The following is a 26,830-nucleotide window of genomic DNA, read 5'->3' as shown; positions in this document are numbered from 1 at the left end:
CTTCTCATTAGCATCATTGCTAGAACCATACCAGATATATGGTGATTGGAACACAGATGCACAGAGGGGTGCGAACAGATTAGCGGCAAAAAGAGAGCCGAAAAGCAGTGCTTTCCGGCTCGTCTCATTTCAGGTCAGATGAGCTTTGAGCTCAACCTTACATGTGGTCATGGAAGGTGCGGCTCAGAACGTCAAGCTGCTGTTCGCGGGTCAGCTTGATGAAGTTCACAGCGTAACCGGAAACACGGACGGTCAGCTGAGGATAATTCTCAGGATGTTCCATTGCGTCTTCCAGAGTTTCGCGGCGAAGCATGTTGACGTTCACATGGAAGCCACCGGCATCGCAGAAACCGTCAAGGCAGTTTGCCAGGTTGCGGATCTGTTCGTTGTCGTTGTGGCCCATGGAGCTTGGGGTTGCCGAAGCGGTCCAGCTGATGCCGTCCTGTGCGAAGTCATATGGCAGTTTGGCAACCGATGCGCCAGCAGCAACAAAGCCTTTTTTGTCGCGGCCGTTCATTGGGTTGGCACCCGGTGCAAATGGTTCGCCAGAGCGACGTCCGTCAGGGGTGTTACCGGTTTTCTTGCCATAGACCACGTTGGAGGTGATGGTCAGGATGGACTGGGTTGGCATTGCATCACGATAGAAGTAAGGCTGACCAGCAACTTTCTTCATGAAGGTTTCGGTCAGGTAGCATGCAATTTCGTCAACACGATCATCGTTGTTACCGAATGCAGGATAGTCGCCTTCAATCTTGTAGTCGACAGCCAGACCTTCGTCGTTACGGATCACATGAACCTTGGCATATTTCATTGCAGACAGGGAGTCGGCTGCGATGGACAGGCCAGCGATGCCGCAAGCCATGGTGCGCAGGATGTCACGGTCATGCAGAGCCATTTCGATGCGTTCGTAGGCATATTTATCGTGCATGTAATGGATAGCGTTCAGAGCCTTCACGTAGGTCTTGGCCAGCCATTCCATGGCGATATCGTATTTTGCCATGACTTCATCATAGTCAAGAATGTCGCCCTTGATTGGTTCCAGACCTTCAGCAACCTTCTTGCCGGATTTTTCGTCAACGCCGCCGTTGATTGCATAGAGCATGCATTTTGCGAGGTTGGCGCGAGCACCGAAGAACTGCATCTGTTTGCCGATGGCCATAGCGGACACGCAGCATGCGATGCCATAGTCGTCGCCCCATTTCGGACGCATCAGGTCATCGTTTTCATACTGGATGGCAGAGGTTTCCTTGGAAACTTTTGCGCAGAAATCCTTGAAGCCGCGCGGCAGTTTGGAAGACCACAGAACAGTCAGGTTTGGTTCCGGAGCAGGGCCCAGGTTGAACAGTGTGTTCAGAACGCGGAAGGAGTTCTTGGTAACCAGGGAACGACCGTCAAGGCCGATACCGCCGATGGATTCGGTAACCCAAGTTGGATCGCCAGAGAACAGCTCATCATATTCCGGCGTACGCAGGAAGCGAACGATGCGGAGCTTGATGACCATGTCGTCGATCATTTCCTGTGCCTGTTCTTCGGTCAGCAGGCCAGCTTCCATATCGCGTTTGATATAGATGTCAAGGAAGGTAGAGGTACGACCGAAGGACATTGCCGCGCCGTTCTGTTCTTTAACAGCAGCGAGGTAGCCCATATAGGTGAACTGGATGGCTTCGCGAGCGTTGGTCGCAGGCTTGGACATGTCCACGCCGTATTTCAGGCCCATTTCACGCAGTTCTTCAAGAGCGCGGAACTGTTCGGAAAGCTCTTCACGAAGACGGATGGTGTCCATGTCGAATACAGCATCGTTCAGTTCGTCGAACTCGGCTTTCTTCTGGGTCTTCAGGAAGTCGATGCCATAAAGAGCGATACGGCGATAGTCGCCGATGATGCGGCCACGGCCATAAGCATCAGGCAGGCCAGTGATTACGCCGGACTTACGGCAAGCCAGAATGTCAGGGCTGTATACGTCGAAAACGCCCTGGTTATGGTCTTTGCGGTATTTGGTCCAAATTTCATGAACGGTTTCGTCAGGCTTGAAGCCGAATGCTTCCATGCCGCCTTCAACCATACGCAGGCCACCGTTTGGCATGATGGCGCGTTTGAGAGGCGCATCGGTCTGCAGACCAACAATGACTTCCAGGTCCTTGTTGATGTAACCAGCATCATGAGCAGCGATAGATGTCGGGATCGCGGAAACGTCGAGGACACCAGCTTCGCGTTCTTTCTTCAGCAGCACGCCCAGTTCTTCCCAGAGCTGTTTGGTGCGGTCGGTAGCGTCTGCGAGGAAGCTGTCGTCACCATCATATGGAGTGTAGTTCTCCTGGATGAAGCCGCGCGTATCGATCTTGTTGCGCCATTCACCATCAGAGAAACCCTGCCAAGGATCGGCGACAACGGGTTTATCACTCATATAATTCATAGTTGGTATCCTCACTGTTAAACGAGTAAATTCGCTTCGGTCTCGTGTGATGGCTCAACAACCATCATTTGGGCATAGCTCACCCGTTGCAAGCAGAACGTGCCGCTCGCCTAAATCGGGGAAGTAGCCTGGGTTTTTAGCAAGAAAGAAGTATTTTGAGATTTGCAGCCTTGTTCTAGTAAGAACTCCCTCCTTGACTTTCGAGCACAGTATATATCAAAGCCCTAGGGGGACGCAAACTGAATGGTTCCAAATTTGTGATAAAAAAACGTTTAAAATCAATATGATAATAGCTGTAATGAGCGATTTGCAGTAAATGCATAGCTCACGCGGTACAGTCGGCGAAAAAAGATGTACCCAAAAATCATCGATTCAGGGGAAATAATTCCGTATAAACACTTATGCTGATGAGGTTTTTGCACTGCAACGCAAATGTTGTTAAGGGGGGACTGTTTAATATTTAGAACTAATCCTTTGGTTTTAGGCAATTTTTCAAACGAGCGGCTCTGCTATGCGCTCAAAGCATGGGTCAGGTGAGAGTCGATGGCGCCAATTGAAGGGCACCTGAACAAAAAATTCAATAAAATTAGATGTTTATACGTATGTTTTATGGTGCGCTGCAATGTGTTCCGATGCGCGGCGCATGCAGGTCTTGTCTTGACGTGCAAGGCTATGGGGCTTTTGATGTTAGAAGCGTTCTTTCATAGCTCGGCCATTTACATTTCTCGGAGCATTCAATGTCACTCTCTTCTACCTCCTTTCAGTTCATGACGGCCTCGGCCATTCACTTCGGGCGCGGCAAAGCTGAACAGGCCATATCAGAGATAGCAAAGCTGGGATCGCCCCTGCTTCTGGTGCATGGGCGTGACGGCAGGCGCGTGCAATGGCTATCAGACACTCTGGTAGAGCAGGGTGTGGAGGTGGTTGGTTTCTCCGTTCCAAAGGAGCCAGACATTGCTCTTATAGAAGACGGTGTCGCTCATGCGCGCGCAACGCGGGTACGCGCTGTTGTTGCGATCGGAGGGGGGGCGGTGATCGATGCGGGCAAGGCTTTGGCTGCCTTGGTGCCTGCATTGCGTCCGGCGATGGACCATCTGGAAGTCGTGGGCAAGGGATTGCCACTGGAACAAGAGCCTTTGCCCTTTGCCGCGTTTCCAACGACGGCAGGCACAGGTGCCGAGGTGACGAAGAATGCTGTGCTCACTGTGCCTGAGGCTGCGCGCAAGGTTTCGCTCAGAGATCCGCGCATGCTGCCGAATATGGCCATTGTTGATCCGGCGCTGACGGACAATCTACCGCGCGCCATTACGCTGGCAAGCGGGTTGGATGCTGTGACTCAGGTCATCGAACCCTATCTTTCCTGTAAGGCCAATATGCTAACAGACCTCATCTGTTGCGATGCGATCCCCAAGGGCATGAAAGCCTTGACCAGGCTGATGGAAGCCGAAGACAAAGCAGCCAGAGATGCTCTGGCTTGGACCAGCCTGTGTGGCGGCCTTGCGTTGGCCAATGCCGGGCTCGGCGCTGTACATGGTCTGGCTGGTGTGCTGGGAGGCGTTACAGGGAGCGCGCATGGTGCACTGTGCGGTGCTCTGTTGCCATATGTATTAAGTGCGAATGAAGAAGCTGTGCAGACAAGCGAAGATTTGAGCGAGATAGTGCGTGCCGATTTGAACGCGCGCTTTGCCTTTGTCAAAAACTGTATCGGCGGAGCCTTGGGATGCTCCGCCGATCAGGCGTTTGATCAATTGGCAAGCTGGTCTCGCGCCAACGCTTTGCCCGGTCTGGGAGATCTGGGGCTGGAGGCGGCCCAGATCTCTTCTGTAGCCGAAGCGTCCGCTGTGTCTTCATCCATGAAGGGCAATCCGCTTCCCCTGCCCAGGGAAACGTTGGAAACCATCCTTCAAGCCGCCAGCTGAACGCTTCGTGGGTCAATAGGTGCAAGTTTCTTATTGATCCCGACTGACGCACTTACCATTATCAAACGTCCCGTCTCTGGCCTTCAGTGGGCCATGAAGACCGGTACTTTTACACTCTGCAGCATTTCGGTGGTCACGCCGCCGAAAATGTCTTGCGAAAATTTCGAGTGTTCATAAGCCCCCATGATAATCAGATCGGAGCCCATCTCGTCTGCTGTTTGAGTAATGGTTTCGGCGACCGAGCGCCCTGTGCCGCGGTCATGGATGTGGGATGCTTCCACATTATGTCGCTCCAACAGCCCCATAATCCCATGGTCTGGATGTTGGTCCACCGTATGGGAGGCGCCCACAGTCAATAGGGTGACCTGAGTGCCCTGTTCCAGCATTGGCATGGCGTCACCAACCGCGCGGGCGATGGTGCGTTTGCCATCCCAGGCTATGAGTACCTTGCGTGCTGGTCCTTTGGCTTTGAAACCATCCGGAACGACGACAACCGGCCGACCGCTTTGCAGGGCAATCCTATCGGGATAGGCGGCTAGAAACTCATATTGCTCGTCTTCGGGGTGGTTGCCAGTAATCACCATGTCATAGCAGCGGGCGATCTCGGAGACCGAGGTCATCATTTGCGGTTCGACATCAATGAAGCTGGTACGGCCTTCAAGGCTGGCTGCCTTGACTGTGTCCTGAAACCGCTGCGTTATATCGGCAATCCGCTTTTTCTCGGCGTTCTGCACGGCCAGATGCACCTCGTCAGACACAATCGTGGCGATGCGCCGTTCCATCTTGGAATAGCCATGTCTCACGATTCCAGTGAGCCATGCGTCATAATGATGAGCGAGCTTGATCGCGAAGTCGAGACCGCTCCCTTCATCCTGTTCTCCGCTATAAGCATAGAGAATGCTCTTGATGGTCATGATGCTTCCTCCTTCTCGCTCTGCCGCGTTCGGAGAGATAAAAGCCTGTGACACACTGTGGTCGACGGCAAAGATCTGCCGAACATGGCAATCTGGAAAGGGAACATGCGGGGGACGCACACATTTTGCCGGAACACTGCAAGAAGCGTCCGTGTCGACTTCAAGGCCCCTTTAGCGCTTCTGCGCGGCCAATTATTCTATATCGGGCCTTTTCGCCGATGCGAACGGGTCGTTTGCGATATTCGATATCGAAATAACGCGACGGTATGACCATCATGCAATGCCAATCCACCATTGAACCCTTCTCTATATTCTAGAAAAGGGAAGGATATCTAACAATATGGAATATAGTCATAATTCGGAAGCAAGGGGCCCCAGTCGCTTGTTCGGTCCGTCTTATGCAGAAGCCTATAGACCTTAGATCTAGGAACAGGGCGGTGTTCTAAGCGGTTCTAAAGCTGCCGGTCTGCGCATTCATCATCAGCGATTGCTGCGATGAATGGCATAGAGCCCGGCTCCAACAATCATGATGGCGCCCAGAATAGTGGACCAGATCGGTAGATCGCCAAACACCAGAAAACCGATGGGAATGGACCAGACGATCTGCATATAGGTGAAGGGCTGAATGGCGCTTGCCTCTGTCAGAGACAGGGCCTTCATGACGCTGAAATGGGCCGCCGTGCTGAAGATGCATGCGCCTGCCAGCAAGGGAAAGTTCATCTCGGACAGGGCAGGAGCCATTTGCAGCCCCGGCCATGTGGTCGCGATAACACCAATGAGACCAGCATAGAAAAAAGACGTCAGAGTAGTGTCATGGCGGCTCGCCAGGCGCGTAAACAGCTGGTAGAGCGCAAAGGAAGAGGTCGCCGCCAAAGCCACGAACCCGCCATAGCCCCAGATATTGCCGCTTGGCTGCATGGCGATCGCCAAACCCAACAGTCCCACAACCAAAGCTCCGATGCGATGCCATCCAACCACTTCCCCCAGAAAGACCGCGGCAAGACCGGTTACGATAAGCGGATGCACCATGATGATGGTTGTTACTTCCGCAAGGCCGAGCATGCTGTAGGAGTAGATAATGAGAGCGATTTCTGTGACCAGCAAAACACCGCGCAAGATCTGCAAAAACGGGCGCGGAGTTCTCACTGCTCCCGCGAGGCCCTCTTTGCTCATCAATGCCCAGATGATGGCGACAATCAGATGAAACCAGTAGCGCACCATCATGATGAACCAGACGGAATGATCCATCACGAGCAATTTGGAAATTGCGTCATGCATCGAGAAAATGATCGTGGCTAGAATGGCAAAGAAGATGCCCAGATTTCTTGGAGAACTGATCGCTGACATGAAAGGGAGCCTTTACTTGAGCTGGGGACTTTTCAGGCAAGAAAATAGATCAAACAAAGTGAAATCTTGAAGAGCTCGCAGATCCGTAACAGATCTTTGCTGCTTCAATATGCATAGACGACTGGTCTATGCATAACAAGCTTGTTTTCCCGCGTTGCAGGCCGGACGCGAGAATTTGTAAAATCTGTAAATTTCAAACTTTATGAAAATTTTATCTTTCATGAAATATTCAAATAGACGAATTGGTTATTGTGACAAATTGGAGAAATCTAACCAATAGATTGAAAAATAGATTTTGTACAACTGTGTCCGTGACAATATATCCGATTTAAAACAAGGGCTAATGGAAATTTCTATTTGCAAACAAAGAGCAATTTTGACAATAAAAGGTGGGTTCAACCATTGCGCGTTGATTCTTTTCTGGGGTCAGCGTATCTGCTTATATCCTCCTGTCTTTTGCTTAAAAATGCGCGTGTGATTTAACAGATATGCTGGAATTACGACCACGCTCTCTTGTTTGTATTTGGGGTCTGTACATGAGAGCGTTTTATTATTTCCGTGGGGTGGGCAATGGCAACTTTAGCAGATATTGCTAGAGAAGTTGGCGTCTCTAATAAGACTGTTTCTCTTACGTTGCGCGGTAAGAGATGCTCAAGTGAAGAGACAGCCAAGCGCATTTACGAGGTAGCGGAACGAACCGGATACCTTGAAAAATACACAACAAGAACCAACAATCTGGAGCAGTTCTCCTTTATTGGTTTTATAGCAGACAATGTTGCCACTTCGCCTTATTCGGTCGAGTTGTTGCGCGGGGCACAAGCCGAAGCGCTCTCGCATGGCCGGATTTTGCTTGTGGGGTCGCTTGAAAGCGAAATGCAGAATCTCGCAGGAATCTGCCGAATGTTTCGCACATACAAGGCGGCTGGCTTTATTTATGCTTCCCAGCATCGACAATATGTCAACCATGCCGACTGCTTTGGTGACGAAAGTGTGGTTTACATGAATTGCACGCCTGTCAATAGCAATGGCAAGATCATATTGCCTGATGACGAAACGGGTGGTTATTTGCAGGCATCGCATCTATTGGAACTGGGGCATCGAAATATCGCGATTATCTCGCTGCCCCATGAAGATCCGGCCACCTCATTGCGCCTGAAAGGGATCTCCAAGGCGATGGCAAAGCAGGGGCTCTCGCTCAATTCGGACATGTGCCATCTGGGCGTTTCGGGTTATTTCGATGTCGGCGAAACTTACATCGCCTATGAAAAGGCCCGTGAAGTGCTGGCTGCACCCAATCGACCTTCGGCCATCATTTGTGGCAATGACCGCATAGCGCTCATGGTTATGAATGCTGCTGGGGATCTGGGGATCAAAGTGCCTTCCGAGCTGTCTGTCATGGGTTTTGATGATTTCAAAACCATCTCGGAACATGTTCGGCCTCAGTTGACGACCGTGAGCCTGCCTTATTTTGAAATGGGGCAGCGTGCAGTCTCTGAAATCGTCAAGGGGAGCGAACACTCGAACTTTGTCAATCTGATCTCTTGCGAGCTCATCGAAAGACAATCCTGTGCACCTATCTGAATGAGTGCACTGATTACTTAAAAAAGCAAAAGCAAGAGTGATGACATCACTCTTGCTTCACATCTATTCGTTGCTGAATTTTCTAAATGCTTTTCAGCATTTAGGCCGCCTTCAATTGCACCCTGTTATGTGGCCGGCCATAGTCGATTTGAGGGCCCATGGGCACGATCCGTGTCGGATTGATCATGTCATGGCTGGCGTAATAATGGTTCTTGATGTGATCCATCCGTACTGTCTTGGCTACGCCTGACTGCTGATAAAGGTCGCGCACATAGTTGGACAGGTTCGGATAGGATTCAATCGAACGCAGATTGCATTTGAAATGGCCGTAATAGACCGAGTCAAAGCGAATAAGGGTCGTGAACAGGCGCCAATCAGCTTCCGTCTGGCCGTAATCCAGCAGAAAACGCGATTTTGAAAGCCGCTCTTCCAGCCAGTCCAGCGTCTCGAACAGAGGAACAAGCGCTTCCTCATAGGCCGCTTGCGTTGTAGCAAAGCCGGCCTTGTAGACGCCGTTGTTGACGGTGTTATAAATCCGCTCATTCAGCTCTTCGATTTCTGCGCGATGGGCTTCCGGCCAGTAGTCACCCGCTGTTGCGCCGATGCCGTCAAAAGCGGAATTCAGCATGCGGATAATTTCGGATGACTCGTTGGAAACGATCGTGCCGGTTTTCTTGTCCCACAACACCGGCACTGTCACGCGTCCACTATAGGTCGCATCGGCCTTGGTGTAGATTTCATGCAGATAGCGAGCGCCGAAGAGAGGATCGGGAATGACGCCATCGGCGTCCTCGAAGGTCCAGCCATTTTCGCCCATGAAGCTGTTGACCACGGAAACCGAAATCATGTCCTCAAGCCCTTTGAGGGCGCGGAAAATAAGGGTGCGGTGTGCCCATGGGCATGCATAGGAAACATAAAGATGATAGCGCCCGGCTTCTGCCTTGAAACCGGCTTCACCTGTGGGGCCTGCGGAGCCATCGGCCGTCACCCAGTTGCGAAAAGCGGAATCCTTGCGCACGAAGCGCCCGCCGGTGGATTTGGTGTCATACCACTGATCATGCCATTTGCCATCAACGAGCAGTCCCATAATGTTTCCTTCCTTCTTGTCGGTGCTTTTGTTTTAAGTCTTGTCTGGTCTGGAGGCTGGTTTTTTCTCCAGACCAGAGATGTTGTTTTTATTGTTCTTGTTGGCCTTGGTTGCGGTTTTCACCGCTTATACGCGTTCTTCTCGCAACAAACAGAGGTTAGTCAGCAAGCTTGGAAGCAAGCTTGGCGACGTAAGAGCCTTGATAGCGAGCGCCTTCCAGCTCGATCTGGGAAGGCTGACGGGAGCCGTCACCATCGGTGATGGTGGTTGCACCATAAGGGGAGCCACCCTTCATTTCCTCAATACCCATCTGGCCCTGGAATGCATAAGGCAGACCTGCAACCACCATGCCATGATGCAGCAAGGTCGGAATGAAGCCCATGAGTGTGGTTTCCTGACCGCCATGCTGGGTCGCAGAGGAGGTGAAGACCGAGCCGACCTTGCCGGTCAGCTTGCCAGCAGCCCAGAGGCCACCGGTCTGATCCCAGAAATTGCGCATCTGGGAAGCAACTGTACCGAAGCGAGTGCCTGCGCCAACGACGATGGCATCATACTGATCAAGCTCATTAGGATCTGCGATAGGGGCTTCTTGATCCATCTTGTAGTAAGAGGCCTTTGCCACGTCTTCGGGAACAAGTTCCGGAACCCGTTTGATGGTGACGTCAGCGCCTTCGGCCTTTGCGCCTTCAGCAACAGCGTTGGCCATGGTTTCGATGTGGCCATATGCGGAATAATAAAGAACGAGTACTTTTGCCATTGGTTTTGTCTCTGCCTGTTTTTGTATTTAAAAGTTTTCCCGGCCTACTGACTTAATGAGCCGGCTTGATAAAGGTTCCATTACGCAATTCGTGAATGGCCTGATGGATTTCCTGCTTGGTATTCATCACGATCGGACCATGCCAGGCGACGGGTTCCTGAAGAGGCGCGCCCGAGACCAGCAAAAAGCGGACCCCTTGCGGACCGGCCAGAACTTCCACTTCGTCTCCGGTGCCGAAATTGATCAGCGTGCGGTTGCCGGACATGTCACGAATATTGACCTCTTCACCCATGACTTCCTTTTCAAGCAGGATGCCGCGTGGCTTGGAGGAATTGTCAAACTTGCCTGCGCCTTCGAAGACATAGGCAAAGGCGTTGCGATAGGTGTCGATCTTGAAGCGTTTGCGCACGCCAGCCGGAACGAAAATATCCAGATAAAGCGGATCAGCTGCAATGCCGTCGACTGGGCCACGTTTGCCCCAGAACTCACCGACAACGACCTTGACGCTGGTGCCATCGTCATCAATGACCTGCGGAATTTCCTTGGCTTCAACATCCTGATAGCGCGGCGCCGTCATTTTGAGGCTTGCCGGCAGGTTGGCCCAGAGCTGGAAGCCATGCATCTGGCCCTTCTCGTTTCCCTTGGGCATTTCCTGATGCATGATGCCAGAGCCGGCCGTCATCCACTGGATGTCGCCAGCGCCGAGGCTGCCATGGTTGCCTAGGCTATCGCCATGCTCTACCGACCCATTCAGCACATAGGTAATGGTTTCGATGCCGCGATGCGGATGCCAGGGGAAGCCACGAATGAAATCTTCCGGGTCGTCGCCGCGGAAATCATCGAACAGCAGGAACGGGTCGCACTGCTTGGGATCATGAAAGCCGAAGGCACGGTGCAGGCGCACGCCAGCCCCTTCCATGGTTTCCTGAGCTTGGGTGGTGGAAAGAATTGGTCTGATCGACATTTCTTTTCTCCATCACGGGCAGCAAAGCGCTCCCGGAAATCTGTTGACTGTTTAGACACCCGCCGGAAGCCTGTGCGCTTCGTCTCGTTGGGGTGCCCTTGCTTGACTTCTTAGGTAATAGTCCATAGGCCATTTGAGAAGCGCAAAGAATTCATGTGACCCATGAGTGTTGCAACATTGATTAAGTCTTTTGTATGCAATTTGGGCATACTTAAGCATAAGCTGCCAAGATTGATCGCCTTGGCAATCGGTGATACCGTCTGCCGCAAATCGAAGTATCATCCGATTCAAAAAGACCGTAATTCAAGTCAAGCGGCGTCGCTGGACAGCCCGCACGCCTGCTCAATTGGTAAAAAGACCCGTGACGCAATCTAGCCCGACCAACCAGAAAGCCCCCAGCCTTGCCGACGCCGTTTATGAGGCGCTTCTGAGCCGCATTGTGACCGGCGTTTATCCTGAAAACAGCAAGCTGCCGACCGAAGCCGAGTTGGCTGAAGACCTCGGAGCGTCCCGCCCCACGGTACGCGCTGCCATTGCGCGCTTGCGTGAAAGCGGCCTTGTGGCTTCTCGCCGCGGTTCAGGCAGCTTCGTGCTGAAGAGGCCAGACGACAGCTTTTTGCAATTTGCGCCCATTGAATCGATTGCCGACATTCAGCGCTCTTATGAATATCGTATCATGCTGGAAGGCGAAGCTGCCTATTTTGCGGCCGAGCGGGCCGGTGTCGAGCATCTGGACAAGATGTCCATCGAGCTGAAGCGCATGGATGATGCCATTGAAACCGGCGACATGGGAACCGGGGAAGACTACCGCTTTCATCTTGCAATCTGCGAGGCGGCGGACAACCACTTCTTCGTCAGTTCCTTTCAGGCGCTGACCGAGGTATCCCTGCAAGCGATGGATATTTCGCGTAATCTCTCATCCCGCAGCAAGCAGGCCCGCCGCGTCATCGTGCAGGAAGAGCATCACCGTATCTTCAACGCCATTCGCGCGCGCGACATGGATGCCGCCCGTATGCGGATGCAGGAGCATATCCGCAACGCCCGTCGCCGCATCTTCGAAGGGCCGCTTTCCTGATGGCATTAGCCGGTCAGGTTCCGCAATAGCTGACAAAGGGGCCGAAATCGCTCGGGGCAGGGCGGGCATAGTCTTCCAGCCCCTTGCGCTCTTCATAGGGATTGGCAAGCACATCAAGCAATTGTCGCACTTCGCTGAGGTCGGCAAAGTCCTCCGCCTTTTGCAAGGCCGCCTCGACCAGGTGGTTGCGCGGAATATAGATCGGGTTCACCTTGGACATCGCTTCGGCAATCGCGTCTGCCTGGCAGCCTTCTTCTTCCAGCCTTGCCTGCCAGTCCTTCAGCCATCCGGCGATGGCTTCCGGGTCATCAAACAATGCCAGAAGAGCCACTTTGCCCTCGGTGCTCACAAGGCTGTCGCCAAGGCGGCGGAAAAAGAGCGTGAAGTCAACATGCTCACCTTGCAGGGTGCCCATCAGAATCTGGATAAGGGCCGTGTCCTTGCCTTCTGCTGACGCAAGGCCGATTTTGCGGCCCATACCTGTGAGCCACGCCTGTTTGTAGCTGGCCATATACTCCGTGAGCGCATCAGTGAGCAGTTCGGCGGCGCGATTCTCGTCATCTGGTGCGATCAGAGGCACCAGCGTTTCTGCAAAGCGGGCCAGATTCCACTGCCCGATCTGGGGCTGACTGCCATAGGCATAGCGCCCGTTGCGGTCAATCGAGCTGAAGACCGTGGCGGAATCATACTGATCCATGAAGGCGCAGGGGCCGTAGTCGATGGTTTCGCCGGAAAGGGCAACATTGTCGGTATTCATCACCCCGTGAATGAAACCGACCTGCATCCATTGCGCAATCAGCTCTGCTTGCCGTCGGGCTACGGCTTCAAACAGAGCCAGATAGCGGTTCTCCTTGTCCATCAGCTCTGGATAATGACGCATGATGGTGTAATCGGCCAGTTTGCTCACGCCGTCCCATGCTCCTCGTGCTGCGAAAAACTGGAACGTTCCGACGCGAATATGGCTCGATGCCACGCGCGCCAGAACAGCTCCGGGCTTAAGGCCCTGCCGGCGGATCTGTTCACCCGTTGTTACAGCAGCAAGGGCACGCGTGGTCGGGATGCCGAGCGCATGCATGGCTTCCCCCATGATATATTCCCGCAAAACCGGCCCGAGCACCGCCTTGCCATCGCCGCCACGGGAAAAGGGCGTGCGGCCCGAGCCCTTCAGCTGAAGATCAAAACGCTGTCCTTCGGTATCAAGCAATTCGCCAAGCAACAGCGCACGGCCATCTCCCAACTGGGGTGAGAAACCGCCAAATTGATGCCCCGCATAGGCCTGTGCAATCGGTTCGGAGCCTTCGGCTGTCTCACTGCCAGCAAGGATCGCGGCCAATGTCTCGTCAGAAGCATCCAGTGACAAGCCAAGCTGTTCTGCAAGGGCTTCGTTGAGGTGGGCAATCCGGGGCTTTGGCGCCTGTTCGCCCTGCCATGGCACATAGAACCCTTCGAGCGAGCGTGCAAAGCTGTTGTCAAAGGCAAATGTTGTGGCTGGGCGTGTGTTTGGCTGGGCCATAAAACTATCCGGTCTCTTCCTGTGGCGTTGGCTAAGGGTTTTCCGTTATCTTTCTTATATAAGGTGTTCAGACCGGCTTTTACAATCGCTTGCCTAGCAGGCCCGCAAAATGCTAGCGATGAAAGCAACATACTTTCGCTGTATAAACCAATCCTGCCGCAAGAGATGATCACAATGAAATACACCGCTGCGCACTGGGGTGCCTATGAAGTCCACGACAACGCACTCAAACCTGTCGCGGATGATCCCGCACCCTCGCGCATCGGCAAGGGCTGGCTCAGTGCTTCGCGCAATCTTGATAGCCGCATTCTAAAGCCTGCGATCCGCAAGGGCTGGCTGGAAGGCGATGGCGGGGCCAAGCGTTGCGATGATGATGCCTTTGTTGAAGTCAGTTGGGACGAGGCCGCTGCCCGCGTGGCCGAAGAGCTGACCCGCATCAGTAAGACCCATGGCAACAGCGCAATCTATGGCGGTTCTTATGGTTGGGCGAGCGCCGGGCGCTTCCATCATGCGCAAAGCCAGTTAAAGCGCTTTCTCAATCTGGCGGGCGGTTTCGTGCGGGCGCGGGAAACCTATTCCCATGCGGCAGGCGAGGTGCTCATTCCCCATATTCTTGGAATGCCTCAAGGACAGTTTCAGGACCAGATGACCAGTTGGGCCCATATCAACGAGCATTGCACGATGCTTGTTGCTTTTGGCGGAATTTCAGGGCGTCCGGCGCAAGTTGCTTCTTCTGGCACCGCGCGGCACCAGACTGAGCAGTGGCTTAGCCAGATGAAAGGCCGCATGGTCAATGTCTCGCCACAAAAGAGCGACATGCCCAACGCAGAATGGTTTTCCATCCGCCCAGGCACGGACGCTGCGCTCATGCTGGCGCTTTGCCACACGCTGCTGGTGGAAGGCCTGCATGACGAAGCCTTCCTACAAAAATACACCTCTGGTTGGCCAAAGTTGCGCGCCTATCTGCTCGGAGAGACGGGCGAGGAAGCCAAAAGCGCCGACTGGGCCGCCCCCATCTGTGATGTGGCGCCTGAGGCGATCCGCCAATTGGCCCGCGATATGGCCGCTAGCCGCACCATGATCAATGTGGCGTGGGGTGTTCAGCGTACGGATCATGGTGAACAGCCGATCTGGGCCGGCCTGGCGCTCGCTTGCATGTTGGGACAAATCGGACAGAAGGGCACCGGTTATGGTTTCGGCTATGGCTGCGTGGCCTCCATCGGGCGTTCCACCAAGAATATGGCATGGCCGTCCATTCCGCAGGGCACAAACCCGATTGATGAATTCATCCCCGTTGCCCGCATCACCGACATGTTGCTGCATCCGGGTGAAAGCTATCAGTATGATGGTATAGTGCGCACCTATCCCGATATTCGCATGGTGCTCTGGTCTGGCGGTAACCCCTACCACCATCATCAGGATTTGCTGCGTCTCGAGAAGGGCTGGCAGAAGCCTGAAACCGTCGTGGTGTTCGAGCAGGGCTGGACAGCCACCGCTCGCCGCGCCGATATCGTGCTTCCCGCCACCACGCCGCTGGAACGCACGGACATCATGCTCAGCAAGACCGAACCATCTCTTATCTACATGTCGCCGGTGCATGAGCCGGTTGGCGAGGCTAGAGACGACCATGAAATCCTGCGCCTCATCGCGGGAAAAATGGGACTGGAAGAGGCGTTCACTCAAGGGCGTTTGCAGGAAGAGTGGCTGCGCTGGCTTTGGGAGGGCTCCCGTAAGCTCGCACAGGAGCAGGGCATGGAGCTACCCGAGTTTGACCAGTTCAAACAGCAAGGACATGTACGACTCGAAGGCGATGAAGAGACCCGCATTGCGCTTGCCGATTATATTGCGGACCCGAAAAAGCACCCACTTGGATCGGAAAGTGGCAAGATCACGCTGTTCAACGAGACCATTGCCTCATTCGGACTGGATGATTGTCCCGGTCACCCAGCTTGGCTGATGCCGGTAGAAAGCACGCTAAACGCGCCGCAAGGTGGGTTGCATATGATTTCAGCCCAGTCAGACACGCGCCTGCACAGCCAGAATGATCAGGGGTCTGAATCTCTGCAAAGCAAGATAGAGGGGCGGGAGGTCTGCCGCTTGCATCCGGACACGGCCGCAGAAAGAGGCATCAAGGCGGGGAGCATCGTCAGGCTTCATAATGCACGCGGGGCAACCTTTGCTGGTGTTCACTTTGACCCGGATTTGCGGCGCGATTGCATCGCCTTGCAGACGGGGGCCTGGTTTGATGCGGCAGAGGTGGAAGGGGCGCGTATGGATATCCATGGCAACCCCAATGCCCTCACCATTGATAAGGGTACATCCCGATTGGCGCAGGGCAATATCGGCCACACTGCCATTGTTTTCGTTGAACCATGGGAGAAGCCGTTGCCGCTTCTGTCTGTGTCTAGGCAGCCCGAATTCCAGTCAAGATAGCGGTGAAATGCCTTGCTTGGCGGTATGACTGATCGCGTAACTATAAGAGAAATAAAGAAAAAACGAATGCTATGCATTTTGTGCAAGGCAGGATTTGCAGATAAGCGCTTTTTGCTTATCGGATTTGGCGCTATTGTGTCCTCAGTTGAAATGCTTAGAAAAACACGAAAGAGGATTACAAAATGTTTGATAGCATCAAAGGTGTTGCAGGAGCAGTTGGTAGTGTATTGATGTCAGTTCCCGCTGCATCCCGTATTTCCAGCGATATTCAGAGTGGCCGTCAGCCAAACGAACAGGATCTGTTCATTCTCGGCATCAGAGACAATTTCGACCACTAAGTTGTCCGCCTGCAAACAGGCATACCAATCTTTCCTGCCCGGTTATATGGATCGGACAGTCGATACAGAGATGCACTCTCCAGCCTCATGGCTGGCTCAAAAGCCTCTCTAACCCGGATGACCAATAACAAAGCCCGCTCAGGGCAAAGCCTGACACAAAGTCAGTGCTGAAATTGCGCCAAGTCTGGCTCAGTTCGGTCATACTCCAAGACTCCCACGAAAAAAAACCTGCCTCTCTTATGAGGCGTAAAGGCTGGTTTTCCGGTCTGTCTTTGCACGCAGAAGCTTGCCCGTCCGGCGAACATGCCGTTAGAAGTCCGTTGTTTCCATTCAATTTTCGTCGCTGATACATCAAGCATTGTGGTCAAGCGTGGCGTTCCGTCCTATTCTGATGTCAAACCTAGCGCATATGGTGAATATCAGAGCCGGAAGGACAGCCCCCGATGCCGCAGCATTTTTCTTCGCTTACCACCGAGCAGCCCCTTCATGAAGGATGGACCATCCGATGCCTGAGCAAGGGAATCGCGGATGGAGCTCCTGTGCCCTTTGCTGTGCCCGGTGATCTGCATTCGGCTCTTTTGGCCGAAGAGCTGATACCCGATCCTTACTGGCGCGACACCGAAGAGAGCCTTGACTGGATTCACGAAAGCGATTGGCAGGCCGAAACGGTATTCCTGTTTGAGGGAGATCCGGCAGATCGCTATGCGTTGAGCTTTTTCAACGTGGATTGTCATGCGATCATCACGCTCAATCATGTCGAAATCGGGCGCTGCGAAAGCCAGTTCCTGCGCTATGATTTCATGCTCGGGGCGGCGCTTAAAAAGGGTGAAAATCTGCTATCCATACGGTTCCTCTCTAACAGCAAAGTGGCGCAGGCTGCCAAGGATGCCTTTCCTTTCCCTGTTCCCTACATCTTCTGGAACTGCCGACTGCCGCATTATAATTTCCTGCGCAAGACGCAATGTCATGCTGGCTGGGACTGGAACATCGCCCTATCGCCGCTTGGCATTTATGGTGGCGTGACCCTCAAGCGCATCGACAAACTGCGCCTTGATGATGTGCTGGTGCGCCAGCACCACGAGCAAGGAAAGGTACGCTTGGAACTGACTGCCTTTTACGAGGCATTCGAGCCTGCAGAATTGACGCTCGCCGCCAATTTCGACGGGCGAGTCATAAGTGACCTTGTCACCATTTGGCCCGGCGAGGGCAAGGCAACCCTTGAGATTGAGGTCAAAGAGCCTCAGCTCTGGTGGCCTGTCGGGCAGGGAAGCCAGCCCCTATATGACCTAACCGTCATGCTGGACGGCCAGAGCATAAACCGGCGGGTCGGCCTGCGCACTGTGGAGTTGGTGACCGACAAGGACGATATCGGATCGCGCTTTGCCTTCCGCATTAATGGTCGAGAGATCTTTGCTCGTGGTGCAAACTGGATACCCGGCGACGCATTGCCAGCGCGCGCAACGCCCGAGCAGGCCCGCGATCTGCTGACCTCGGCTGTTGAGGCCAACATGAATATGATCCGTGTCTGGGGCGGGGGTCAATATGAGCAGGACTGGTTCTATGAGCTTTGCTCGGAACTGGGCATCATGGTCTGGCATGACTTTATGTTCGCCTGCAATCTCTACCCCGCAGCCAATCATCATTGGCTCGGTCTGGTGCGCGAAGAGGCGCGACAGCAGGTGCGGCGGCTTTCTGGACATCCGTGTATGACCCTTTGGTGTGGTGACAATGAGCTGGTTGGCGCGATCAGTTGGTTCGACGAGAGCAAGAAGGATCGCGACCGTTATCTGGCTATGTATGAGCGGCTGAACTTCGCCCTTGAAGAATGCCTCGCTCAGGAAGATCCGGGGATTCCCTTCTGGCCCTCTTCGCCCTCCATCGGGCCGCTCAATTTCGGTGATAGCTGGCATGATGACACAGCTGGTGACATGCATTTCTGGGATGTATGGCACTCGGCTAAGGATTTCGAGCATTACCGCTCAGTGCGCCCGCGATTCTGCTCCGAATTTGGTTTCCAGTCTTTCCCCTCCATGCGCGTGATCGAGAGCTTTACCGAGCCGCAGGATCGCAATGTTTCATCTCCGATCATGGACGTGCATCAACGCAATGAGGGTGGGAACAGTCGAATCGTTGAGACAATCGCTCGCTATTTCCGTTTTCCCGATGGCTTCCGGGATATGACCTATCTCAGTCAGATCGGGCAGGGACTGGCCATGAAGACGGCGATTGAATTCTGGCGCAGCAACAAACCACGCACCATGGGCACGCTCTATTGGCAATTGAATGACACATGGCCGGTGGCCAGCTGGTCGAGCCTTGAATATGGTGGTGGCTGGAAGCTGTTGCACTATATGGCAAGGCGCTTCTATGCGCCGGTGCTTGTTACTGCCCAACCAGCCCCCCAACAAGACACCCAACCGGGCACCCAGAGAGGAAAGGTAAGCATCTTTGCGGTGAATGACAGCCCGCTGCCCGTTACCCTTTCCATTCGGCTGGAAGTTGTGTCCATGACGGGAGCTGTGCGTGCCTTGGGCGATTGCGTTATCGATGTGCCGACTGATTGCAGCATCGAGGCGATGGCCCTGTCGTACGAGGAGATCGGCGAGGATGCCATCCTGCACATCATCTGGAGCAGCGAGGACGGGGCCATTCAGGGCGAGAATGACTACTGGCCCAAGCGCCCCAAAGACTATCACATCGAGCGGCCAACCATCACAGCCAAAGAGCTGACAATGCCGACCGGTGATAGCGAGATCGAGTTGCAAACGGACAAGCCTGCTTTCTTCGTCTCCTACCATCATGGCGGGGATCGTCTTTATTCGGACAATTGTTTTACCTTGCTGCCAGGTCGACCCAAGCGCCTGACCATTTTGCGGCAGCGTCGGTCCGGCTTGCCGCCGATTGAAGCTGAGGTGGACTTTTTGGAAGGATTATAGGCTTGTTGACACCCAAATTGTCTATCTGATATGCAAAAAATGCATAACAGGCATGTATAATGAAAAGTTCAGGGTAGGGAAAAGAAGGAAAATTCAGGCAATTCACCGTTTGGAAAAATTAGTCACAGAATTTTTGAATTAGGAAAAATTTGTTTTTCTCTAGGATTGCTGCCGGTTGCAGCGGGCCGGTATGAAGCGGGAAGCGCTGATTTCCGCGCAAAACGGCAGGTTACGTAAAGCTCCGTAATTCGTCTTTGTCCTCAATACTATAAACTGTGTTTATCGCTAAGGCGGCCAGTATCGTTACACGCAAAGGGTAATGAAGAGAAACTGGCAGAGGAGGGCCCGCCTGTATGGCATGCAGGCAGCTTTTTCGCTGGAGCGGGGCGCGTGGCACCCGTCAGGGCACGCGATAATCAACATGTGACGCAGATCCAACCGGGTGCAGAAAGCCTCGGAACGGGTTGGTGCGTCTGAAATACGGAGTAACAAATGTCTGTTACCAATGCCGCCGAGCTTGATCTTCAGATTGCCCGTGTGAAAGACGCGCAGGCAAAATTTGCAAGCTTCTCCCAGGAACAAGTTGATCGCATTTTTCGTCAGGCCGCTTTTGCCGCCGCTAACGCACGCATTCCGCTTGCGATGATGGCTGCTGAGGAAACCGGCATGGGCGTTGTCGAAGACAAGGTGATCAAGAACCACTTTGCCTCCGAGTATATCTACAACAAATACAAGGATACCCCCACCTGCGGCATCCTTGAAGAGGATGAGGCTGGTGGCACGATGACCATCGCCGAGCCCGTTGGCGTCATATGTGGCATCGTGCCGACGACCAACCCAACCTCTACCGCCATTTTCAAGGCGTTGATTTCGCTTAAAACCCGCAACGGCATTATCTTTAGCCCGCATCCACGCGCCAAAAAGGCGACCTGCGAAGCGGCGCGACTGGTGCTTGAAGCGGCTGTTGCTGCTGGTGCTCCAAAGGATATTATCGGCTGGATTGATGAACCGACACTGGATCTCTCCAACGCCCTGATGCGCCATTCCGATATCAATCTCATTCTGGCCACCGGCGGCCCGGGCATGGTGAAGGCAGCCTATTCTTCCGGCAAACCGGCCATTGGTGTGGGCGCAGGGAATGCCCCCGTCGTGATTGATGAACATGCCGACATCAAGCGTGCGGTTTCCTCGATCCTGATGTCCAAGACCTTCGATAACGGCATGATTTGTGCTTCAGAGCAGGCGGTGGTTATCGTCGATGCAGTTTATGAGGCCGTGCTGGATCGCTTTGCCAAATATGGCGGCTGTATCCTTTCGCCAAAACAGACCGACGCACTGCGCCGTACTGTGTTCCCGGATGGCCGTCTCAACAGTGAAATCGTTGGCCAGTCCGCTTACAAGATTGCCGAACTCGCCGGTTTCAGCGTGCCACAGGAAACCAAAGTGCTCATGGCCGAGGTGGATGGCGTGGAAGATGAAGCCTTCGCGCATGAGAAGCTTTCGCCAACCATCGCCCTTTATCGCCGCAAGGATTACAAGGACGCCGCCGATACTGCAGCCCGGCTGGTCGCCCTTGGTGGCATTGGGCACACCTCCGTTCTCTACACCGATCAGGACCGATGCTCCGACCGTGTCGAGGACTTTGGCAAGAAGATGAAAACCGCCCGTATTCTGGTCAATATGCCTTCCTCGCAAGGCGGCATCGGTGATCTTTATAACTTCAATGTGGCCCCATCGCTTACGCTCGGATGTGGCTCATGGGGTGGCAACTCGATCTCTGAAAATGTCGGGCCGAAGCATCTGATCAACAAGAAGATCGTGGCGAAACGCGAGGAAAACATGCTTTGGCACAAGGTTCCAAAATCCATTTATTTCCGTCGCGGCTGTCTGGTTGAAGCCTTCAAGGATCTCAAGGGCAAACAGCGCGCGTTGATCGTGACCGACCGGTTCCTCTTTGCCAATGGCTATGTCGATGAGGCTGTTCGCCTGCTCAAGGCGCAGGGCATTGATGTCGACATCTTTGCCGATGTGGAGGCCGATCCGACGCTTTCCATCGTCCGTAAGGGCACCGAGAAATGCCATGCCTTCAATCCTGATCTGATCATCGCCATCGGTGGTGGCTCGCCCATGGACGCAGCCAAGATCATGTGGGTGATGTATGAGCATCCAGATGTCAGCTTCAAGGATCTGGCCTTGCGCTTCATGGATATTCGCAAACGCATCTACAAATTCCCGAAAATGGGCGAGAAGGCGATGATGATCGCCATCCCGACCACCTCGGGTACCGGCTCGGAAGCCACCCCATTTGCCGTGGTGACGGATGATGTCAGCGGTCAGAAATATCCGCTGGCAGATTATGAACTGACACCGGATATGGCTATCGTGGATGCCAACCTCGTCATGAATATGCCCAAGTCCCTTACGGCCTTTGGCGGCATCGATGCGGTGACCCATGCACTGGAAGCCTATGTGTCGGTCATGGCCAACGAATTTTCCGATGGGCAGGCGCTGATGGCGCTGAAATTGCTCAAGGAAAATCTGCCGTCAGCCTATCGGAACGGGGCGAATGATCCAGTTGCCCGCGAGCATGTGCATAGCGGCGCCACCATCGCCGGGATCGCCTTTGCCAACGCCTTCCTTGGCGTATGTCACTCCATGGCGCATAAGCTCGGGGCAGCCTTCCATCTGCCACATGGTCTGGCCAACGCATTGTTGATTTCCAACGTCATCCGCTACAACGCTACCAACAACCCAACCAAGCAGACGGCCTTCTCGCAGTATGATCGCCCCAAGGCACGGGCGCGCTATGCTGAGGTTGCCCACCATCTGGGGCTGGGCGGTGAACGTACACAGAATAAGGTTGAAAATCTGATTGCATGGATTGAAGAGCTGAAATCAGATCTGGAAATCCCCGCTTCCATCAAGGATGCAGGGGTTGCCGAAGCTGACTTCCTTGCCAAGATTGATGAAGTGGCCGTGGCTGCTTTTGATGACCAGTGCACCGGTGCCAATCCGCGCTTCCCGCTCATCTCCGAGCTCAAGCAGATCATGATGGACAGCTATTACGGCCGCCCCTTCATTGAAGCCTACGAGCGCGAAGAAGCCAAACGGCAGGAAGCCAAGGCATTGCAAGAAAGAGCGAAAGAACAAAGTGCGAGCGTTGTAACCCTCAAGACGGAGAAGAAAAAACCCGCATAGAAATAAGAATAAGAAAAAGGCGTAGGCCGTATGCCCCTCCCGTTTCTTGTCACTTTCACCCGCATGGGCGAGGGGGACATCCGGTCCGCCAGGTTCCAATTAGCCTGCTCCAAGTAGCTCACCGACAGGTCATGGTCGGTAGATGGTCAGAGCAAAAAGAGCAGGCGTTGGGCCACAAGTAAAAACTGTAAGCAAACTAAAAGCCCCGTAGGTCATGACGGGGCTTTTTTTTGCCTCTTTGGCAAGAAGCAAAAAAGAAACCCGGGCGTCTGTCCGGGCTTTCAAGGCGACTGACATCTAAGTCAGTGTCTATTGCTGCGAAGGCAAATGCGCAGCTATTTTGTCATTTCTCAAGCAACAGCTTTTCCGCTGACGCCATCATGAAAGGCCCGACGCCTTTGACGTCGTCTGCCCGGATGGTCTCAGTTACATAATATTCGGCCGTCCCATCGCGATAGTTGCCATCAAAGCCGCCAAGACCGGCAACACAGACGATGTTTGGCAATAGCTGCGGATCACTATCGGCAACCAACTGCTCCAGATAGGCGTGCCCTTTGAGGCCCGGTGCAACAAACTCCGCACCGAGCCCTAGACGGGCGCCTTTCAAAAGCGCGTAGCTGAACATGGCCGTTGCGGAACTTTCCAGATAATTGCCTTCAAGGTCTGGCTGATCGATCACCTGAAGCCAGGCACCCTGTTCTCTTTGCAGCTTGACTATCTCGCCAAGCAGATCAACGGAACGTTCGAAGACCGGCCCCATTTTCTCTCTGCCGACAAGGTCGCAGATATCGACGAGCGCAACGGTCAGCCAACCAATAGCGCGGCTCCAATGAGCGGGAGAAAGACCCGTTTCCTTGTCTGCCCAGGATTGCGCGCGGGATTCATCATAGCCATGGGCATAGAGACCATTCTGCCCCACACCCATGATCTCGAGCGCGTGGGCAAGTTGTACAAGGGCGTTGTCGATCAGCGCCTCATCGCCAGTCATCTGGCCATATTCGATTTGGAACGGTAGGCCCATATAGAGGCCATCAAGCCACACCTGATAGGGGTAGCGCTTCTTGTGCCAATAGTTGCCACCGTCTGTTTTGGGGTGGGTTTCCAACTGCTTAGCTAGAGTCTGGCAAGCCTTCAGATAACGCTCGTCTTTCGTCTTCTTGTAGAGATAGAGGAAAGCGCGGCCAGAGAGAATATTGTCGATATTATACTCTTCCAGCTCATAGCCTGTCATGCTTCCGTCAGGGGCGACCTGCTTCTGGGCAAAGGCAATGAGGGTATCGAGCCAGTTTTGCTCGCCTGTCGCTTCATAAAGGGTGATCAGCCCGCGATATAGGCAGCCATCTTCATAACATATCGGACCGCTCTTGTAGGCGCTGTAGGTCTCTGCGTAATGGCGGAAATAAGAAGTCAACATATGTCTGCCTATTCTTTTTCAATGGAAAGAGGGAAATACTCATGCTCGTTCTGGAAATTCAATTCGGCAAATTCCGTAGAGAAACCAACATGATGACAGGTCGGGACATGGAGAGCCATCACGGGCACATCCCCCTCGGTGCTGTTATCGAAGCTTGCATGGATATTGTTGATTGAGACGGAGCGAATGGGCATTTCCGGAAGGCCATAAAAGGCGCCAATCACAACGCGGACGTCACGGATTACAAGATCGCTGATCTCTATGTCGTGGATGGAAGGGGTCGAGGCGTCGACCGGGTAGGGCGCACGGGATTGGACCCATTCAGAGCGGCCATCATGGTCGCAGAAATAGAAGCAGTTGGCCACGATGGCCGAGTGGACTTCCTGCATAATGATGTTGCGGCATCGGACATGAGCGATTTCACCGCCACGGCCGCGTCGCGTCTTGAGACGCAAGCCACGATCCGTGCCCAGAAATTCGCAATGCTCAACCGTCACATGGCGCACAGAGCCGCTCATCTCAGAGCCAATGACCACCGCGCCATGGCCGCGCTCCATATAGCAATGGCGCACGGTGATATGCTCGCACGGCCGGATGTGATCGTCCGAGCCATCGTCACCGCGCTTGCAGGCTTTGATGGCAATGCAATCGTCACCCACGGTGAAATGAATGCCTTCAAGCAATACATCGCTGCAGCATTCCGGGTCGAGCCCGTCCGTATTGGGAGAGTCGGCCGGGTTTTTAATGGCCAGAGCAACAAATTCGATGTCGTGGCAATAGAGTGGGTGCACAGTCCATGAAGGAGAATTCTGCACGGTGATGCCCGAAACGGTCACCGCCTCGCAATTGTTGAGGAACAGGGTGCGGGCGCGGCGCGCGCCATTGCGGCGTTCCTTGGGCCAGCTCCACCAGTCTCCTTCGGCGCCAGCGCCATCCAGCGTGCCCGAGCCGGTGATTTCCAGATTGGTGCAGCCGATGGCCGTGACGATGGAGGCATAACAGGCATCGGGCAGCCCTTCCCACGAGCCAAGCATGTCGCCCTGAGCCGTGTGGGCGGGCAAAATGGGGATCTGATCACGGTCGGTGATGAAAGTGAGTGTTGCTCCCGGCTCCAGATGCAGCGTCATGTCGCTTTTAAGAAACAGGGGCCCCGTGTGCCAGAGCCCTTCCGGGATGGCGAGCGTTCCGCCCACGGGAACCGATGCGAGGGCAGCCGCAATCGCAGCGCCGTTATTGGTCGCTTCCGTGCGGGCACCGAACTCCCTGATATCAACCCGGCCAGCGCATTCTGCCGTGGTGAAGGTGAAGCTCTCACCAGTGTCTACCTCAAAGACATACTGCGTTGCAGGGTCAAGGCAATCGATGAAGGTGATCACGCGATCCGTTTCACCCGACCGCACGATTTCTCCAGTCTTGTAAAGCGTCCAGTGGCTCTTTTGCGGCAGGAAAAAGCGTGCTTTCCCATCCGGGTTCAGACAAAGGGCAACTGTTCGCGCGGTGATTGCCGACGCGGTGATAGTCATCATGGTTTCTCGCTCATCTTGGGTCGGGACGCCGGGCAGGGGGGGGCGCCCGGCGCTAACTTGCTTGCTCTACTGGTCGTATTTTTCCAGAATGTCATTGACGTTGTAGATGATCTCGTCAGCGGCTTCTTCCGCGCTGAACTCGCCATAGGCATACATCTCGATGGCATCCTTGAAGCTCTCGCGAATGCGCGGATGCTCGTTGAATGGCGAAACGGTTGGTCCTGTGCCTGCCATAACGATCTTGTTGGCGGAAACCAGCTCGGGGCGTACGACGCCTGCATTCATCAAAGTCTGGGCTGCAATCTTGGAAGCGGGGAGGCCACGGGTCGCGCCCAGTGCCTCGATGCCTTCCTTCTCGGTCAGCAGACAGTTGAGAATTTCCGCTGCGGCCTTCTGGTTTTCACTGCGTTTGGAAATGGAAAAGACCATAGATGGCTTGCGATAGACACCTTCAGTGACAGCGCCATCCACCTTCAGCATGGAAACGGGTACCAGCTCGCCCTTGCCTTCAAGAGGATCGGCATATTTGAAATAGGTGGAATCCCATTCATAAGAGCCAGCGATCTTGCCATCGGACCATTTCGGGCTTTCATAAAGCTTGATATTGCCTTCCGAGGCCCAGGACTTCCAACTGCGGGTGACGTTCTGGTCAACCAGATTGCCGTAGAATTTGACCGCATCGGTCAGCTCTTCCAGTGACCATGCCATGCGGTTGGTCGCCGGATCGATCATGTCCTTGCCGGTTCTCTGGGTGGCAATCAGCATGATGATGAGCACCGGATTGTCTTCGGTCACTTCCAGTGGGTAAGAATTCTCACCCAGCTTTTCCTGAATGACAGCAGCATCGGCGATCAGCTCGCTCCAGTCCTTGGGCAGATCCAGGCCAGCTTTGTCAAACACGGTCTTGTTGAACATGAAGACCCGCCCGGTGGTCGCCAGCGGCAGGCCATTGAGCTTGCCGTTCATGGTGGCGGCATCAAGCTGGGCATCTGTCCATTGGCTGAGGTCGATGGTGTCCTTGAAGCTATTGAGATCTGCAAAGCCATCACCCTTGAAGGAGAAGAGCGGCAGCCATGGCCAGTTGACCTGCATGATATCGGCTTCTGTGCCACCAGCCAGCTGTGTGGTCAGTTTTTCCAGGTACCCTTTCCAACCGGTGAATTCCGGATTGATCGTGTGGCCATATTTCTCGCCACAGATTTTCAGCGCGGCCTGGGTTGCTTCATGGCGGCTTCCGCCACCCCACCAGGACATGCGCAGCTCGGCGGCGTTGACTGATGCGCTAAGAGCCGTCGCGGCAGCCAGAATCGTCAGGAAAGTCGCAGTAGATTTCAAGAGTTTCACTCCTGTCAGTGAATGTGGCTCGAGGGGGCGTCTGCGCTCAGCGGAAGAAAAGGAGGAGGAACTGAGCGCAG

At 54.1% G+C, this 26,830-nt stretch carries 18 protein-coding genes; 8 read left to right on the top strand and 10 right to left on the bottom strand.

Annotation, left to right across the window (positions count from 1 at the left end; all coding sequences use genetic code 11):
• Positions 1 to 157: 157 nt before the first annotated feature.
• On the bottom strand, positions 158 to 2,413 hold the full coding sequence (gene pflB / locus ACKPCT_RS09935) for a formate C-acetyltransferase (protein ID WP_090067883.1): 2,256 nt from the start codon (positions 2,411 to 2,413) through the stop codon (positions 158 to 160).
• A gap of 737 nt (positions 2,414 to 3,150) precedes the next feature.
• Here pflB and ACKPCT_RS09930 point away from each other — a divergent pair.
• A complete protein-coding gene (locus ACKPCT_RS09930) occupies positions 3,151 to 4,332 on the top strand; it encodes an iron-containing alcohol dehydrogenase (RefSeq protein ID WP_319569100.1) in 1,182 nt (393 codons plus the stop codon).
• Between the two features lie 83 nt (positions 4,333 to 4,415).
• Here ACKPCT_RS09930 and ACKPCT_RS09925 read toward each other — a convergent pair whose 3' ends face one another.
• Together ACKPCT_RS09925 and ACKPCT_RS09920 are read right to left on the bottom strand one after the other, a co-directional pair.
• Positions 4,416 to 5,246 carry a universal stress protein gene (locus ACKPCT_RS09925; RefSeq protein ID WP_090067885.1) on the bottom strand — a complete coding sequence of 277 codons (831 nt, stop codon included), beginning with the start codon at positions 5,244 to 5,246 and terminating at the stop codon, positions 4,416 to 4,418.
• A 480-nt stretch (positions 5,247 to 5,726) separates the two neighbouring features.
• Complete coding sequence (locus ACKPCT_RS09920; RefSeq protein ID WP_090067887.1) at positions 5,727 to 6,593, bottom strand: DMT family transporter; 867 nt, start codon at positions 6,591 to 6,593, stop codon at positions 5,727 to 5,729.
• Positions 6,594 to 7,163: 570 nt separating this feature from the next.
• Between ACKPCT_RS09920 and ACKPCT_RS09915 the strand changes: the two genes are divergently transcribed.
• Positions 7,164 to 8,174, top strand: a complete 1,011-nt coding sequence (locus tag ACKPCT_RS09915; protein ID WP_090067889.1) for a LacI family DNA-binding transcriptional regulator — start codon at positions 7,164 to 7,166, stop codon at positions 8,172 to 8,174.
• Positions 8,175 to 8,274: 100 nt separating this feature from the next.
• Here the strand turns inward: ACKPCT_RS09915 and ACKPCT_RS09910 are convergent, their stop codons facing one another.
• The 3 genes from ACKPCT_RS09910 to ACKPCT_RS09900 all read right to left on the bottom strand — a co-directional run bounded on the left by ACKPCT_RS09910 (position 8,275) and on the right by ACKPCT_RS09900 (position 10,982).
• Positions 8,275 to 9,261 (bottom strand): glutathione S-transferase family protein, encoded by a 987-nt coding sequence (locus tag ACKPCT_RS09910; RefSeq protein WP_090067891.1) that lies wholly within the window; start codon positions 9,259 to 9,261, stop codon positions 8,275 to 8,277.
• Between the two features lie 157 nt (positions 9,262 to 9,418).
• Positions 9,419 to 10,018, bottom strand: a complete 600-nt coding sequence (gene wrbA, locus ACKPCT_RS09905) for an NAD(P)H:quinone oxidoreductase (RefSeq protein ID WP_090067894.1) — start codon at positions 10,016 to 10,018, stop codon at positions 9,419 to 9,421.
• Positions 10,019 to 10,070: 52 nt separating this feature from the next.
• Positions 10,071 to 10,982 (bottom strand): pirin family protein, encoded by a 912-nt coding sequence (locus tag ACKPCT_RS09900; protein WP_090067896.1) that lies wholly within the window; start codon positions 10,980 to 10,982, stop codon positions 10,071 to 10,073.
• A gap of 162 nt (positions 10,983 to 11,144) precedes the next feature.
• Here ACKPCT_RS09900 and ACKPCT_RS09895 point away from each other — a divergent pair, with 162 nt between their 5' ends.
• Together ACKPCT_RS09895 and ACKPCT_RS09890 are read left to right on the top strand one after the other, a co-directional pair.
• Positions 11,145 to 11,357: a hypothetical protein gene (locus tag ACKPCT_RS09895; RefSeq protein ID WP_139229175.1), complete on the top strand. Its 213-nt coding sequence runs from the start codon at positions 11,145 to 11,147 to the stop codon at positions 11,355 to 11,357.
• Positions 11,344 to 12,057 (top strand): FadR/GntR family transcriptional regulator, encoded by a 714-nt coding sequence (locus tag ACKPCT_RS09890; protein WP_090067899.1) that lies wholly within the window; start codon positions 11,344 to 11,346, stop codon positions 12,055 to 12,057. Before ACKPCT_RS09895 ends, ACKPCT_RS09890 begins: the two co-directional genes overlap by 14 nt.
• A gap of 13 nt (positions 12,058 to 12,070) precedes the next feature.
• Here ACKPCT_RS09890 and ACKPCT_RS09885 read toward each other — a convergent pair whose 3' ends face one another.
• Positions 12,071 to 13,570, bottom strand: coding sequence for a protein adenylyltransferase SelO (locus ACKPCT_RS09885; RefSeq protein ID WP_319569099.1), 1,500 nt, complete (start codon positions 13,568 to 13,570; stop codon positions 12,071 to 12,073).
• Positions 13,571 to 13,744: 174 nt separating this feature from the next.
• Between ACKPCT_RS09885 and ACKPCT_RS09880 the strand changes: the two genes are divergently transcribed.
• From ACKPCT_RS09880 to adhE, 4 genes are all read left to right on the top strand, one after another.
• A complete protein-coding gene (locus ACKPCT_RS09880) occupies positions 13,745 to 16,003 on the top strand; it encodes a molybdopterin-dependent oxidoreductase (protein WP_319569098.1) in 2,259 nt (752 codons plus the stop codon).
• Positions 16,004 to 16,185: 182 nt separating this feature from the next.
• Positions 16,186 to 16,341 carry a hypothetical protein gene (locus ACKPCT_RS09875; RefSeq protein ID WP_175527857.1) on the top strand — a complete coding sequence of 52 codons (156 nt, stop codon included), beginning with the start codon at positions 16,186 to 16,188 and terminating at the stop codon, positions 16,339 to 16,341.
• A 443-nt stretch (positions 16,342 to 16,784) separates the two neighbouring features.
• Positions 16,785 to 19,277 (top strand): beta-mannosidase, encoded by a 2,493-nt coding sequence (locus ACKPCT_RS09870; RefSeq protein WP_319569097.1) that lies wholly within the window; start codon positions 16,785 to 16,787, stop codon positions 19,275 to 19,277.
• Between the two features lie 492 nt (positions 19,278 to 19,769).
• Entirely contained in the window at positions 19,770 to 22,475 is a 2,706-nt protein-coding gene (gene adhE, locus ACKPCT_RS09865; protein ID WP_319569096.1) for a bifunctional acetaldehyde-CoA/alcohol dehydrogenase, read from the top strand.
• Positions 22,476 to 22,818: 343 nt separating this feature from the next.
• Here the strand turns inward: adhE and ACKPCT_RS09860 are convergent, their stop codons facing one another.
• The 3 genes from ACKPCT_RS09860 to ACKPCT_RS09850 all read right to left on the bottom strand — a co-directional run bounded on the left by ACKPCT_RS09860 (position 22,819) and on the right by ACKPCT_RS09850 (position 26,750).
• The gene (locus tag ACKPCT_RS09860) at positions 22,819 to 23,889 is read right to left on the bottom strand and encodes a glycoside hydrolase family 88/105 protein (protein ID WP_319569095.1); all 1,071 of its coding nucleotides are present in this window, start codon (positions 23,887 to 23,889) and stop codon (positions 22,819 to 22,821) included.
• Positions 23,890 to 23,897: 8 nt separating this feature from the next.
• A complete protein-coding gene (gene pglA, locus ACKPCT_RS09855) occupies positions 23,898 to 25,415 on the bottom strand; it encodes a polygalacturonase PglA (RefSeq protein ID WP_319569094.1) in 1,518 nt (505 codons plus the stop codon).
• 66 nt (positions 25,416 to 25,481) lie between these two features.
• A complete protein-coding gene (locus tag ACKPCT_RS09850) occupies positions 25,482 to 26,750 on the bottom strand; it encodes an ABC transporter substrate-binding protein (RefSeq protein ID WP_407652463.1) in 1,269 nt (422 codons plus the stop codon).
• Between the last annotated feature and the right edge of the window lie 80 nt (positions 26,751 to 26,830).

Origin of the sequence: Cohaesibacter marisflavi (assembly GCF_963665895.2) — a bacterium.
Classification (GTDB): domain Bacteria; phylum Pseudomonadota; class Alphaproteobacteria; order Rhizobiales; family Cohaesibacteraceae; genus Cohaesibacter; species Cohaesibacter marisflavi.
The sequence above is the reverse complement of the archived record's forward strand: the minus strand, read 5'-3'. Positions and strand labels throughout refer to the sequence as shown.